General features: G+C 27.1%; 13 protein-coding genes. 12 read left to right on the plus strand and 1 reads right to left on the minus strand.

The window, feature by feature from the left end:
- Positions 1–3: 3 nt before the first annotated feature.
- From EJL03_RS07835 to EJL03_RS07845, 3 genes are all read left to right on the plus strand, one after another.
- A complete protein-coding gene (locus EJL03_RS07835) occupies positions 4–810 on the plus strand; it encodes a TPM domain-containing protein (RefSeq protein WP_125153415.1) in 807 nt (268 codons plus the stop codon).
- 260 nt (positions 811–1,070) lie between these two features.
- A complete protein-coding gene (locus tag EJL03_RS07840; RefSeq protein ID WP_125153416.1) occupies positions 1,071–2,072 on the plus strand; it encodes a zinc dependent phospholipase C family protein in 1,002 nt (333 codons plus the stop codon).
- An 89-nt stretch (positions 2,073–2,161) separates the two neighbouring features.
- Positions 2,162–2,821 (plus strand): class II aldolase/adducin family protein, encoded by a 660-nt coding sequence (locus EJL03_RS07845; protein ID WP_125153417.1) that lies wholly within the window; start codon positions 2,162–2,164, stop codon positions 2,819–2,821.
- A 40-nt stretch (positions 2,822–2,861) separates the two neighbouring features.
- Here EJL03_RS07845 and EJL03_RS07850 read toward each other — a convergent pair whose 3' ends face one another.
- Entirely contained in the window at positions 2,862–3,902 is a 1,041-nt protein-coding gene (locus EJL03_RS07850; RefSeq protein ID WP_125153418.1) for a M42 family metallopeptidase, read from the minus strand.
- Between the two features lie 137 nt (positions 3,903–4,039).
- Here EJL03_RS07850 and EJL03_RS07855 point away from each other — a divergent pair, with 137 nt between their 5' ends.
- From EJL03_RS07855 to EJL03_RS07895, 9 genes are all read left to right on the plus strand, one after another.
- On the plus strand, positions 4,040–5,551 hold the full coding sequence (locus EJL03_RS07855; protein ID WP_125153419.1) for a VanW family protein: 1,512 nt from the start codon (positions 4,040–4,042) through the stop codon (positions 5,549–5,551).
- A gap of 120 nt (positions 5,552–5,671) precedes the next feature.
- Positions 5,672–6,619 (plus strand): AAA family ATPase, encoded by a 948-nt coding sequence (locus tag EJL03_RS07860; RefSeq protein ID WP_125153420.1) that lies wholly within the window; start codon positions 5,672–5,674, stop codon positions 6,617–6,619.
- Entirely contained in the window at positions 6,616–7,761 is a 1,146-nt protein-coding gene (locus tag EJL03_RS07865) for a DUF58 domain-containing protein (protein ID WP_125153421.1), read from the plus strand. The genes EJL03_RS07860 and EJL03_RS07865 overlap by 4 nt, the downstream gene beginning before the upstream one ends.
- Positions 7,758–9,986 carry a transglutaminase-like domain-containing protein gene (locus EJL03_RS07870; protein WP_125153422.1) on the plus strand — a complete coding sequence of 743 codons (2,229 nt, stop codon included), beginning with the start codon at positions 7,758–7,760 and terminating at the stop codon, positions 9,984–9,986. The genes EJL03_RS07865 and EJL03_RS07870 overlap by 4 nt, the downstream gene beginning before the upstream one ends.
- Positions 9,987–10,159: 173 nt before the next feature.
- Complete coding sequence (locus tag EJL03_RS07875; RefSeq protein WP_125153423.1) at positions 10,160–10,963, plus strand: N-acetylmuramoyl-L-alanine amidase family protein; 804 nt, start codon at positions 10,160–10,162, stop codon at positions 10,961–10,963.
- Between the two features lie 85 nt (positions 10,964–11,048).
- Positions 11,049–11,870, plus strand: a complete 822-nt coding sequence (locus tag EJL03_RS07880) for a Cof-type HAD-IIB family hydrolase (RefSeq protein ID WP_125153424.1) — start codon at positions 11,049–11,051, stop codon at positions 11,868–11,870.
- Between the two features lie 36 nt (positions 11,871–11,906).
- Positions 11,907–12,926 (plus strand): spore photoproduct lyase, encoded by a 1,020-nt coding sequence (gene splB, locus EJL03_RS07885; RefSeq protein WP_206427353.1) that lies wholly within the window; start codon positions 11,907–11,909, stop codon positions 12,924–12,926.
- Between the two features lie 148 nt (positions 12,927–13,074).
- Positions 13,075–13,542, plus strand: coding sequence for a tRNA (uridine(34)/cytosine(34)/5-carboxymethylaminomethyluridine(34)-2'-O)-methyltransferase TrmL (gene trmL / locus EJL03_RS07890; protein ID WP_125153426.1), 468 nt, complete (start codon positions 13,075–13,077; stop codon positions 13,540–13,542).
- Positions 13,543–13,556: 14 nt separating this feature from the next.
- Positions 13,557–14,396 carry a DegV family protein gene (locus tag EJL03_RS07895; protein ID WP_125153427.1) on the plus strand — a complete coding sequence of 280 codons (840 nt, stop codon included), beginning with the start codon at positions 13,557–13,559 and terminating at the stop codon, positions 14,394–14,396.
- Positions 14,397–14,580: the final 184 nt, after the last annotated feature.

Genomic DNA, 14,580 nt, shown 5'->3' on the forward strand with positions numbered 1-14,580 from the left:
TTAATGAAAAAGGTAAAAAGTTTTTTAGGAATATTGATATTCATATTGATATTTTCTGTTTTCCCTGTTAAAGCTGAAATTAATATGCCTAAGAAGACGGACTTAAAATATGTAAATGATTATACTAATACTCTAAGTGATAAGACTAAAGAATATGTAGTATCTGTTGGTAAAGAGTTAGAGGATAAAACAGGAGCCCAGGCTGTAGTTGTAATAATAGATTCCTTACAAGACAATGATGTGGAATCTTATGCTAATGAACTATTTAATGATTGGAAAATAGGGCAAAAGGGAAAGGATAATGGATTACTTGTACTAGTATCTTTAAAAGAAAGAAAAAGAAGAGTAGAAGTAGGGTATGGTTTAGAGGGAGCTGTAACAGATGTATATAGTGATAGGGTTATGGAAACTTTATTTAAACCAGCGTTTAAAAATAAGGAGTATGATAAGGGAATAAAAGATAGTTATTCCGCTTTTGCAGATGCTATAGCTAAAGAATATGATGTAAAATTAGATAAAAATAAACCAGTTAATGTACCTAAAACCAACAATAAAGAAAATTCCTTAGCTGGGAAGGGAATAGTAGGTATAATTATAGCCTTATTTGTTTTAGATAATATTTTAAATAGAGGTAGGGTTACAAAACAAATTTTCTCCTTTATATTTTGGAGTTCCTTCTTTAACGGGAGAGGAGGCCCAAAAGGTGGAGGCGGAGGTTTTGGCGGTTTCGGTGGAGGAAGCAGTGGAGGCGGCTTTGGCGGCTTTGGAGGAGGATCTTCTGGAGGCGGAGGATCTTCAGGAGATTGGTAAATTACGAATAATGCATCCTCACTCACACTTTAATACTTCATAGACTTAATATGAAGCTGGCTAGAACCTTTCATAATTAGTTCTAGGATTTATAGAGGATCTAAATTCTCCTTTAAATATTAGAATTATGTTTATTAAAAAAACACTTTCAATGTAATAATACAAATATTGAGGGTGTTTTTTTATTGTTATGGTATTGAATAATATAAACTATATATGAGAAATATAAGCATATATTCTGAAATAAAGAGGGGATAAATATGCCAGATGCATGGACTCATATTCTTGGAGCAAAAGATGTTCTAAATCGCATAGATAATAACGAGTATAAAAGAATTATAGAGAAAAATATTAAAATTTTTAATTTAGCGGCCCAAGGACCAGACTTATTTACTTATTACTTAACTTTATTTCCTAATAGGCGAAAGAAGCTAAAAAATTTAGGAGAGTTATTACATACTTCTAAAACAGGTGACTTTATAATATATAATATAAAATGGGCTAAAGGTAAAAAAGAAGATGAAAGTTTTAATATAATATTTACCTACCTTATGGGATTTATAACTCATTATGCTTTAGATATAAGTATTCATCCATATATATATTATTTTGGTGGAGTGTATAATAAAGAAAGATCACATACTAAAAAATACGATGTGTATCATAAAAGGTTAGAGACTAATATTGGATCCATTAATCTATTTAGAGAAATGGGACTTAATGCATATGAGACACCTATTTATGAAGAAATTCTTTTTCATAAAAAAATAATAGATGCTATACAACAATTTTACTATAATGGAATTCATAATATTTATGATATAGATATAGGAAAAGATTTAATCTTATACTGTTATAATGGCATGGGAAAAATGTTTAAATTAGTAGTTGATCCTAGTAAAAAAAAGTATAAACTTTTATATAAATTGCAAAAAATTATAAAAAAACCATTAAAGCTAACTGCATCAATATATAACGATGAAAATAAGAATATAGATTATCTAAATATGAAACATAGAAAGTGGGTTCATCCTTGTGATAAAAATGAAGTTCATAATGAGAGTGTAGATGAATTATATGTTAATGGGGTAAATATGGCTACAAATATGTTAAATAGGGCTATAGAGTTTATTAATGGGGAAAGAAATAGTAAGAGCTTAAAGGGTGTATTTCCTAACTTATCCTATGAATCCGGTAAGGAAATAGCTAAAGAAAAGAAAATGATATATTATGATTGTATATTTGATAATAATGAAGAATAAATCTGTGAAAAATAAAATATAGTGGTATAATTAACCATAAAATCTATTTAGCTTAAGAATGAGTTTATATAATTTATGGGGGGATAGAAATGTTTGAATCTGAAAAAGAGCAATTAGTAGAAGTATCATTAAAGTTATATAATGAAAAATTAATTGTTGGTACATGGGGGAATTTGAGTTTGAGAGTAAAAGATACAGATGGAAAGAGTTTGTATATAGTAACTCCATCTGGAATGGAATATGAAAAAACTACTATTAATGACTTGATAGTATTGGATGAGGAAGGAAGTATAGTAGAGGGAATAAGAAAACCAACTTCTGAACTTAAAATGCATATGAGAATATACGAAGAAAGAGAAGAGATAAATGCTATAATTCATACCCATAGTACATTTGCTACTGCTTTTGCTGTAGCTGGAGTAAGTATACCTATGATAGTAGAGGATATGGTTCAGCATTTAGGGGGTGATCTAAGGGTTGCAAAGTATGCACTACCTGGCACAGATAAGTTAGCAGATTATATAGTTGAAGCATTAAGTGACAGAAATGGTACTTTAATGAAGAACCATGGAGCAGTAGGTATAGGGAAAACTTTAGAGGATGCTTATAAGGCAGCAATGATAATTGAAAAGACCTCAAAAATATATCTATATGCTAAGGTATTAGGACATGTACATCTATTAAGTGTAGAAGATGCCCAAAAGATGATAGAGTACTATAATACTAATTATGGACAAAATAATATGTAATAAAATAACTCACAGTGTTTAAAACACTGTGAGTTATTTTTTATTCAGTCTGGCAATATTTAATAATCAAGTCTAATGTAGCGGTTATTCCATCCATATGGGTTCTTTCATAACCATGGGATGAAAATACACCTGTACCTATTAAACCAGTCTTTAAATCCCATCCCGCTCGTAGTGCAGCAGAAGCATCTGAACCATAGTGAGGGTATATGTCAATTTTATAATCTATGTTATTTTTGACACATAAATCAACTAATTTTTTTCTCAAGGATAAATCATAGGGCCCAGAGGAATCTTTAGCACATATACATACTGCGTATTCGGAAGAATTTTGATCAAGCCCTGGAGCTCCCATGTCTACAGATATAAATTCTTTCGTGTTACTAGGAATGGAGGAGGATGCTCCATGACCTACTTCTTCATAGTTACTTATATAGAAACAAGTGGTATAGGGTAATTTAATAGAATTTTCTTTTATATATTTAATTGTGTAAAGGAGTATGGCTACGCTAGCTTTATCATCTAAATGTCTACTTTTAACAAATCCGCTGTTTGTAAATACCGTTCTAGCATCAAAGCAAACAAAATCACCTACTTCTATTCCAAGGGATTTGGTATCTTCTTTGGAAAATACTTTTTCATCTAATATTATTTCCATGTTTTCATCTATTCTTTTAAGGTTACGAGCATCATCTCCACTTATATGAACTGAAGGTTTTATAGTTTGAATAGTTCCGGAATATGTTTTACCATTTAAGGTTTTAATTAAGCAATTCTCTCCTTCGATGGAATTCATCATAAATCCCCCTAGAGGAGTTATAGAAAGACAACCTGAAGATTTTATGGTTTTTACCATGGCTCCTAATGTATCTACGTGAGCAGAAAAAACCCTTTTATTGGTATGGTTTTCTCCAGGTAGTGTAACTAATAGGGCACCTTTATTTGTAACTTGGTAAGATACTTTTAGATTATCTAATTCTTTTTTTAGATAATCAATTATTTCTTCTGTAAAGCCACTTGGACTGGCAATAGATAATATATTTTTTAAGTATTTTTTGATTTCTGATATATTATAATTCATGTGTAAACCCCCTTCATATCTATATTTATTCTTATTTTATCATAGTAAAAAGTTTAATGTTAGAATAATTTTACGATGATTGTATTAAGGAGTATTTATAGTATAATTAATAAGTGTAAGTTGAAGAGGTGATGCTTATGGTAGAAAAAACAAGTAAAAAATTCAACAAAAGGAAAATTATAATTGGTGTAATTATAACAGGTGCCATCTTACTAGGGGTTACAGTTGCTGGTATGAGTTATATGCATAGGTCTGTAAAGAAGTATAGTAATTTGTTTTATCCCGGAACTAGAATCGAGAATGTAGATTTATCAGGAAAATCTTTAAAAGAAGCTAAAAAATTATTAATGGATCAGTATGTAGATAAACTTCCAAATAGAAAAATAGTAGTGAACACTGATAATAAAAGTTTTTCATTAGAATTTTCTAAGTTAAATATTAAGTATAATTTAGATAAGGCATTAGAGGAAGCTTTTAATTATGGGAAAGACTTAAATATTTTTAGTAAGTATAAAATCATAGTTGATCCTGATGACAAATGTATAGGCACAGGATTTTCCTATGATAAAGAGGTAGTAAAAAGATTTATAGATGATATAGCTAAACAGGTTAACAAAGAGCCTGTTAATGCATCCATTAATAATGAATCTGGAAAGATTAATTTAATTAAACATAAATATGGTAAAAAGTTAGATAAAGATAAACTTCAAAAGGATATACAAAATAGCATGAATGGAGATGCTAGTAAGGATGTAGAAGTACAAGCTCATATTGAAGAAGTTACTCCTAAAGTAACCTCAGACAAAATTTCATCTATAAATTCATTAATATCTACATTTTATACAGATTATGGATCTATATCTTCATCTCAAAGGGCTAATAATATTGAAATTTGTACAAAAAGTATAAATGGTACTGTTTTAATGCCTGGAGAAATTTTTAGTTTCAATAAAATTGTAGGAGAAAGAACAGAGGAAAGAGGATATCAGTCTGCATCGGTTATAGTTGGAAATCAAGTGGATTCAGGCTTAGGTGGAGGAATTTGTCAGGTATCATCAACGTTATATAATACTATTTTACTAGGTAATATAAAGCCTACAGAAAGAACTCATCATACTTTACCATCAAGTTATGTACCACTTGGAAGAGATGCTACAGTGGATTGGGGGAATATAGATTATAAATTTAAAAATACACTTCCATATCCTATTTATATTGAAGGAATTGCAAATGGGAGTACTTTAATATTTAATTTATATTCTAATTCAGAGTTGAATAAAAAAACCTATACTATTTGGAATGAGGTTTATGAAACTATAAATGCTAATATGAAAACTGAAAATGATTCTAGTCTTCCAGAGGGAAAGGAAGAGATTATACAAAATGCATATACGGGATATAAAGTAAGAGTTTATAAAAATACTTTAGAGAATGGAAAGATTATAAATCAAGAACTTATTTCTGATGATTTTTATAGACCAGTAGAGGGTTTAGCCAAAGTAGGGGCTAAAAAACCTGATCCTAAACCAGAGGATACGAAAAATAAAAAACCAGATAAAGATGATAATAAAAAAGATGACACTAATAAAGATGAGAAAAATAAAGAAAAACCTACACAACAAACTCCTAAAGATAAAGTAAAAAAATGATAGGAAAAAAGCAAATATAATAGATAAGCATGTGGTGAGATAAGGATAAACACTACATGCTTTCTTTTTTATGTTATATAATTAGTAAAAAGTATCATAATTAAAGAAGAGGTGTTATTTATGCAGGAAACTTTAATAAGAGAAATAATTTATAATATAGAGAAGGTTATAATAGGTAAAGAATTGGAAATTTTTAATATATTAAAAGGGATATTAGCAGATGGGCATGTATTAATAGAGGATGTCCCAGGTGTTGGAAAAACAACTTTGGTAAAAGCTTTAGCTAAAACTTTTAGTTTATCATACAAAAGAATTCAGTTTACTCCTGATTTGCTACCATCAGATATTTTAGGTGTATCTATATACAATCAAAAAAATGGAGAATTTGAGTTTATAAAAGGACCTATATTTTCCAATATAGTTTTGGCTGATGAAATAAATAGAACATCACCTAAAACTCAATCTGCATTATTAGAAGTTATGGAAGAAAAACAGGTATCAGAAGGTAATATAACCTATAAATTAAGGGAGCCATTTATAGTCCTGGCTACCCAAAATCCAATAGAGTATGAGGGGACTTATATTCTTCCAGAGGCACAGTTGGATAGATTTATTATAAAAGTAAATGTTGGATATCCAAATAAAGAATATGAAAGTAAAATGTTAAAATTATATAGGAATAATAATCCTTTGGAGGATATTTCTAGTGTGGCAACTGGGAGTGATTTAGTTAATTTACAAAAGAAAGTAAAGGATGTATATGTAGCAGATAAAATTAATGAATATATTGTAAATATATCAAATGCTACTAGGAATAATAAATATTTATCTTTAGGGGTAAGTCCTAGGGGATCATTAGCGCTATTAAGGGTATGTCAAGCATCTGCCTTTATAAAGGGAAGGAATTATGTTATACCAGAAGATATTAAAGAAAATATTTTACTTGTATTTTGTCATAGAGTTACATTGTCATCATTAGCAAAGGCACAAAACTATAAGGTAAATGAAATTATAGAAGATGTTTTAAACTCTGTATCCGTACCAGAAATAGAAGGGAATATATTATGATAGATATCAATAGGACATTTATTTTTTTTATTGTAATATCCTTTTTATATGCATATTTAATAGGAGGTATTTTAGCCTACTCTATTTTATATACTTTACTGTTTATGTTTATTATATCTTATATATATATAATTATTATTAAGGATAAAATATATATTGAGGTAAAATTTGAAAGAGAAGTAGGAACTACAGGGGATGAGATAAAAGTAGTGACTACCATAAAAAATGGTAGTGTTTTACCTATTTATTATGTTCAAATAAAGAATAAAATTTTATATTCTATGGATGAAAAATATAATGGTTATTTAATGGATTTAAAACCAAAGAGTAGTAAAAGTTTTGAAAGTAAAGTTAAATTTAATATAAGAGGTATATATGATTTTGGCAATTTATATATGTGTGCTAAAGGTATATTATCTTTAATTATAATTAAAAGAAATGTTAAAAAAAATATAGACTTTTATGTATACCCTAAAGTTCATGCTTTAACTAATGTATTTATGTTAAATGGTTATACTGATGATTTAGCTATATGTAAAGTGGGAGATGGCATAGATAGTTATTCTATAAGTGATATTAGAAAATATAGACCAGGAGATGATCTAAGAAGAATCCATTGGAAAGTTAGTGCAAAATATGGAGGATTACATACTAAAAATTTTGATAAGGTATCATCTGATAAATATATTATATTGCTTGATATGAAATATATAGAAAACTATAAGGAAGATAAGTTTATAGAGGAACATTTAATAGAGATGACTATATCATTAGTAAAATTTATAAAAAGTAGAAATGGAACTATAGATATTTATATAAACAATAATAAAGAGGAGCATTTTTTTATAGATAGGGAAAGTAAAATTCAACTTTTGATGAATTACTTTATAGAAAATAAAAGTAAAGGAAAAAATGATTTTAATGTTTTTATTCTTAATAAGATAAAAGAAATACCTAGTAATAGTTCTATATTAATATTTACTCCTAAAATTAATGATGAAATTAGAAAAAACTTTATAAATATAAAAAAAATGGGTTATAAGTTTGTGGTATTTTATTCTTCTGAAAACCCAAAGTATTACGAAAATATCATACTTATGAAAAATTACCAGATATATTGTATAGGAAAGGATATATTATGAAAGATTTAAGACATGATTTAAAAAGTTTTGCTTTAATTTATATAAATCTATTATTTATCATAAAGCTTATGGCGGCATGTTTTAAAATAGATAAATTTTCTTATGCTTTTTTTACTGCAATAATTATAGTATGTATTATAGTATACTGTTTTTATAGTTTAATATTAGATACAATATATTCAAAAGTTTTTGTTATATCTTCTATAATAATAGTTTTATTTATATGGTTTTATTGTAAGGAATATATTAATCACATGATTTATATAAACTCAAAATATATAGTTGAATTAGGTAATTGTATACATAATTTTCAGCAAACTTTTTTTTATCAATATAAATTTCTTTTAATGTTAGTAATTCCTTCTTTGTTTATGGTCTTATTTTTTATAGATAAGTTTATTTATAAAAATTTTGTTATATTTTCAAATATAATAAGTATTATATTTTTATGGCATTATGGATATGTACAAGAGGTAAGAGAGTGTATTCCTTATTTTATATTACTGAGTATAATTACATTTATTTCAAATAATTATATTGAAAGAAAAAAAGTTTTTTCTTTTATTGGAGCAGATAGAACAATAAATTTTACTAGCATACTAATATATACATTAATCATAAGTATATTTGCAATTTCTATACAAAGTTTTTTACCTAAAAGAGAATATGGAAAAATTAATGATTATTCTAAAAGAAAGGTTTTTAATAGATTTATTCCTAATAAAGAGGATGTATATAATTCTTATAGTCTTATTAGTTCTGGGTATAATAACTTAAATAAAAAGTTGGGGGGACCAATAAATTTAAATAACAATGAAGTATTTAGAGTTCAATGCGATAGTCCCTATTATTTAAAGGGAAGTTGTAAAGATTATTACGATGGGTTTTCCTGGAGAATTAGTGAAGATAATTATAAATCTATGAATAAAGAAAATACTTTACCAAAACCTAAAGGTAGTATGACATTTTCTATAGAAGGTGAAGGTAGATTTAAGTATATAACTATTTACCCTACATATATAAAAACATCAACTTTTTTTTCACCACTTTATACTACAGAGCTTATTTCTAATGGCAGAAAAGTATTTTTCAACGATGAAAATAATTTAATATCATCTAATGTAGTAAATAAGTCATATACAGTAGGATTTTATGATGATAGTAGAAAGTATTCCGTAATATCTACTAGTGTAGAATGTAAAAAGGAATTTATGTCAGATCTAATTAGCTATGAATATAAAAAATTTAAAGGAATATATCCTGAAAAAAAGAACCAGTATGTTAAGTATCTACAAATACCTGAAAATATATCAGATAGGGTATACAAACTGGTTGAGGATATAACAGAGGATGCAAGTAATCCAGGAGAAAAGGTAATAAAAATATATGAGTATCTAAATAAAAATTATAAGTATTCACTTAATGTATCTAATATACCTGAGGGAAAGGAATTTATAGATTATTTTTTGTTTGAAGAAAGAAAAGGATATTGTACTTATTTTGCTACAGCAGCAACAATAATGTGTAGAATTGCAGGGGTACCAGCTAGATATATAGAAGGGTTTAACATGCCATATATTAAGGATGATAAAGGTTTATATATAGTTACTAATAAGAATGCTCATGCATGGACTGAAGTATTAATATCTCCAGCAGGTGACACATGGTCTATATTAGATGTAGTACCTTCAGCATCAGAGGAAACTTATGAAACGGTAAATATACATGAAGTAGAGGGAAAAACAAAAGGGATAAATACAAATGGAGACTCTATAAATTATAAGGATAATAATAAAAAATTAGTTTTAAATAGAGAAAAAAATATAAATATTTCTAATTTAGATGTTTTAAAAGGAGCTATATTTTTTATAGGTTTAATATTTATTTTTAAAATAATATTTTTAAAATATAAACATAGAAAAATTATGGAAGATAAAAGTATTATTCCTTTATATTTATATATAAAACATAGGTTAGAATATCTAGATATAATTAAACCAGAAAATCAGGGGGCATTAGAATTTTATTGTAAAATAGAAGATTCTGGTTTAAGGGAGTGTATGATAAAATTATGTAATATAGTGTATGAAGAGACTTATGGTGATAAATATCATACTCTTTATAAGAGTGAACTTAAAGAACCTATTTATATGTTTATAGAGGAGTATATAAAAAAACAACAGGGAATAATTAGATATAGTGTTTGTAAATTTTTTACATATTAATCTCTATTATATGTAAAAAGTTTAATTAATATGATATAATATTTTTGAGTAATTTTACCATGGATTGCGGGTATAATATAAAATAACAGGTTTTAGCTAAATTATGTAATTAACAGTTAAATATAGAATTTTACCCGCAAAAATAATCTTATATAAAAGGATAGTGAGGTACTATGAGGATAACTAATAAAGAAAAATTTTTAAAAGGATCTATTTTTTTTGTTTTGATTATGGTATTATTTTCAAGTTATGATATTAAGTGTAATAAAAATGTGGTAGCTAGTAAGGAAAACCCATATGTAGTGGTAGCTAGTAAAGAAAATAGTGATAAAAATAAAATAGGAGATAAAATTTTGCATGAGGATGAAGATAAGGAAATAGAAGAAGGTGATGAGGAGAATTTAAATTATATTGACAATATTATTTTTAATAAAAAGTTAATAGTAATTGATGCTGGACATGGTGGGAAAGACAAGGGAACTATTATGGGAAGTTTATATGAAAAGGACATAAATTTAAAAATTTCTAAATATACAAAGAACTATTTGGAATATGCAGGGTATAAAGTTTTAATGACAAGAAATGAGGATAAATTTATTCCATTAAGGGAAATAGGTAATATTGTAAATAAAGAAAAACCTGAAATATTTGTATCAATTCATGTGAATTCATTCAAAGAAAGTAAATATAAGGGTATATCAACATATTATTATGATTATAAGGGATATCAAAGAGATGAGAGGATAAAACTTGCAAAAACTATACAAAATTCCAATGCTAAAAGCGGTTTATGGTATGATAGGGGGATTTATAGGCAGAATATTGCCGTTTTAAGATATAGTAAATCTCCATGTGTTTTAGTTGAGTGTGGGTTCATAACTAATCCAGATGACAGGGACAAGCTTAATAAGGATAAGGCATTAAAAATTACGGCAAAAAATATTGCGTTAGGTATTATAGAATACTGTAATAGATAAAACTAACATAATGTTTTAAATTAATATTTATAATTTTTGTTATAATAAGATATAAAGCAATAAAAGAGGAAAGGGATGTTGTTAATTGCCGTATAAAATGATGTGTATTGATATGGATGGAACCTTACTTAATAGTAAACATGTAATTAATGAAGAAAATATAGAAGCTATAAAAAAAGCTACTGAAAAAGGTGTTCTAATAGCTGTTTGTACAGGAAGACTTTTTACATCGGCAGCATACTTTGCAGACTTAATAGGAGTTAAAACACCAGTTATAGCATCAAATGGAGCTTATATAAGAGATAAGAATACAGATAAAGTAATTTACAAATCTTTATTAGGAAATGACAATTGTAATAAAATAATGAACATTTTAAGAAAATATAATATTTATCCACATTTTAATAGCTATGATAGTATATTTACTGAAAAAATAGTTTATTCTTCTGAATTTTATTCTAGGATGAATGAAACTTTGCCAAGGTATAGGAGAATTAAAATAAAGTTAGTTGAAAATTGGGAGAATGTTTTCAAAGAGTATGAGGGAGAAATACTTAAATGTATAGCTATAGATCAGGATATTGATAAATTAAAACTAGCTAAGATGGAAATGTTAAAGGAAGAGGACCTAGAGGTAGTAAGTTCTTGGGAAAATAATTTTGAAGTTATGCAAAAGGGAGTTTCTAAAGGAAAGGCTGTAAACATATTAGCAAAACATTATAGTATAAATAGAGAAGATATAATATGTATAGGAGATAGTGAAAATGATTTATCCATGATAAAGTTTGCAGGACTTGGAATAGCCATGGGTAATGCATCGGATTATATAAAGAAAAACTCTGATTATGTGACAGTTACAAATGATGAATCTGGAGTGGCCAAAGCTATTTATAAATTTGTTTTATAAATTAAAACATATTTAAGCATACTACCTATAAGGAGGTTGAGTAGTATGTTTATTCCTAAAAGAGTTATATTCGAAGAAAAGGCATTAGAATATAAATTAGGTGAGAAATTATTAAAAGATTTTAAAGAAAAATTAAATGTTGAGATAATGTATTCTAAAAATGGTAGAATAACTGGAATACCTGGTAGAGATGATATACAAAAGTATTTAGAAGGAAAAAATACTTTAGTGGTAGGAGTAAGGAAAACATTAAAATTTGAATCATGTAAACCATCTGCTCATTATCAGCTACCTATAGTAAGTGGGTGTATGGGAATGTGTGAGTATTGTTATTTAAACACTCAAATGGGTAAAAAACCATATATAAAAATACATGTGAATACAGATGAAATATTAAACAAAGCAGCACAGTATATAGATGAAAGAAAACCTGAAATAACAATATTTGAAGGAGCAGCAACATCGGATCCTATACCGGTAGAACCTTATAGTAATGCTCTAAAAGAGTGTATAGAGTATTTTGGAAAAAGGGATAAAGCTTATTTTAGGTTTGTAACTAAGTATACAGATATAGATAGTCTTTTACCACTAAATCACAATGGTAAAACTACCATAAGATTTAGTTTGAATACAGATAGTGTTATAAAAAAATTTGAACACAGAACACCTAATTTTAATGAAAGATTAATGGCAGCAAAGAGAGTTGCTGATAGTGGTTATCCTATAGGGCTTATAATTGCTCCGGTTTTTATATATGAAGACTGGCAACATGAATATTATTCTATATTACAGGATATACACAACAGTCTTTCAGGATATAACATAAAGTTTGAGGTTATATCTCATAGGTTTACTAAAAGGGCTAAGGAAAATATATTAAATGTTTTTCCAAAAACAATGCTTCCAATGGATGAGGAAATAAGAAAATTTAAATTCGGTCAGTTTGGTTATGGAAAGTATATTTATAAGGATGAGGACATGACAGGATTAAAAGAATTCTTTTTAAATAATATTTCAGATTTATTCGGGAAAGAAAGCATAAATTATATTATATAGATATATTCTAGCCTAATATTTAACTAATATAGAATTTAAGCTTAATTGTATTATATAAACTTTACTATTTATATTTATTAGAGTAATATAGTTAATGTATTTTTTAATGATAATATGATTTAATGTTTTATTATAAGGGGGAATAATTTTGAATTTAAATATAGTTTTGTTTCAACCTGAAATCCCGCAAAATACAGGTAATATAGCTAGGACTTGTGTGTTGACTAATTGTACACTTCATTTAATAAAGCCTTTAGGCTTTAGTTTAGATGAAAAACATTTGAAAAGAGCTGGACTTGATTATTGGCCTTATTTGAATTTAGAAATTCATGAATCTTTTGATGAGTTAAGAAAAAAATACAAAGATAGTACATTTTATTTTTCCACGACTCATGGAGAAAATTCTTATGCAGATGTGGAATTTAAAGAAGGAGATTTTATTGTATTTGGAAGAGAATCTTCAGGGCTTCCAGATGAAGTAAGAGAAGATAACAAAGATAGGTGTATAAAGGTACCTATGATAAGTAGTACCACTAGATCACTAAACCTCTCTAATACAGTGGCCATTGTTACTTATGAAGCATTGAGGCAGATGAATTTCCCAAATATGAAATAGGAGGGGTTCACTAAGTGGAAAAAATAAAAATAATAACGGATAGTACATCAGATTTACCAGGAGATATAATAGAAAAATATGATATAGAGGTGCTACCACTCTTAGTTACTTTTGGGGAAGAGACGTATAAAGATGGAGTAGATATAAATCTTAAACAACTTTTAAACAAAATGGATGAATATGATGAGTTTCCGAGGACAGCTCAAGTAAACCCTCAAAGGTTTTTAGAATGTTATAAAAGATATATAAAAGAAGGATATAAAATAGTTTCAATACATTTATCCTCTAAAATGAGTGGAACATATCAATCAGCTTGTATAGCAAAGGAAATGTTAGATACAGACCAAATAGTAGTAATAGATTCTTTAAATGTTACTTCAGGCTTAGGATTATTAGTGATAAAGTCTGCAACATTAAAAGAGGAAGGTTTTAATATAGAAAAAATAGAAGAAAAAATTAAAAAAACAATTCCTCATGTAAAAAGTGTTCTAATTTTTGAATCTTTAGATAATTTAGTTAAAGGTGGCAGATTGTCTAAGACTGCAGGTATTATAGGGAATATTTTAGATATAAAATTAATTTTGAATGTTGAACAAGGTGAAATGGTAGTTTTAGATAAAGTTAGAGGAAGTAAAAAAGCTATTAGGCATATACTAGACTCTTTAGATACAATTGGTATAAAGAAAGATGAGACTCCTATATTACTTCATATCGATGATGAGGATATATTAGAAGTTCTTAGTGAGAACATGGTTCATAAAAACATGGATTTTATAAAATGTGAAGTGGGATGTGTAGTAGGTGTGCACTCTGGACCTAGGGCTTGCGGAATATTTTTCATAGAAGATTATTAATTTTATTTATAAAAGGCAATGATTTTACTTATGTATCTTCATTGTTTTTTTATTTGTTGTTTTTTACAAATTTTTATGCTAAAAATAAATTTATTTTCAGTTTAGTCCTGTATTTTTAGAAGGAAATTTTGAAAAAATGTAGAATACTTATAGTACTGTCTAAAATTTCTATAATTTTATAGGA

The sequence above is a fragment of the Clostridium rectalis genome (genome assembly GCF_900626095.1).
Classification (GTDB): domain Bacteria; phylum Bacillota; class Clostridia; order Clostridiales; family Clostridiaceae; genus Clostridium_AS; species Clostridium_AS rectalis.

Bases quoted from the DNA above. Each gene is read 5' to 3' on its own strand.
- EJL03_RS07850 (WP_125153418.1), bottom strand. From the start codon at position 3,902: ATGAATTATAATATATCAGAAATCAAAAAATACTTAAAAAATATATTA.
- EJL03_RS07835 (WP_125153415.1), top strand. From the start codon at position 4: ATGAAAAAGGTAAAAAGTTTTTTAGGAATATTGATATTCATATTGATA.
- EJL03_RS07845 (WP_125153417.1), top strand. From the start codon at position 2,162: ATGTTTGAATCTGAAAAAGAGCAATTAGTAGAAGTATCATTAAAGTTA.
- EJL03_RS07840 (WP_125153416.1), top strand. From the start codon at position 1,071: ATGCCAGATGCATGGACTCATATTCTTGGAGCAAAAGATGTTCTAAAT.
- EJL03_RS07865 (WP_125153421.1), top strand. From the start codon at position 6,616: ATGATAGATATCAATAGGACATTTATTTTTTTTATTGTAATATCCTTT.
- EJL03_RS07870 (WP_125153422.1), top strand. From the start codon at position 7,758: ATGAAAGATTTAAGACATGATTTAAAAAGTTTTGCTTTAATTTATATA.
- EJL03_RS07875 (WP_125153423.1), top strand. From the start codon at position 10,160: ATGAGGATAACTAATAAAGAAAAATTTTTAAAAGGATCTATTTTTTTT.
- EJL03_RS07860 (WP_125153420.1), top strand. From the start codon at position 5,672: ATGCAGGAAACTTTAATAAGAGAAATAATTTATAATATAGAGAAGGTT.
- EJL03_RS07855 (WP_125153419.1), top strand. From the start codon at position 4,040: ATGGTAGAAAAAACAAGTAAAAAATTCAACAAAAGGAAAATTATAATT.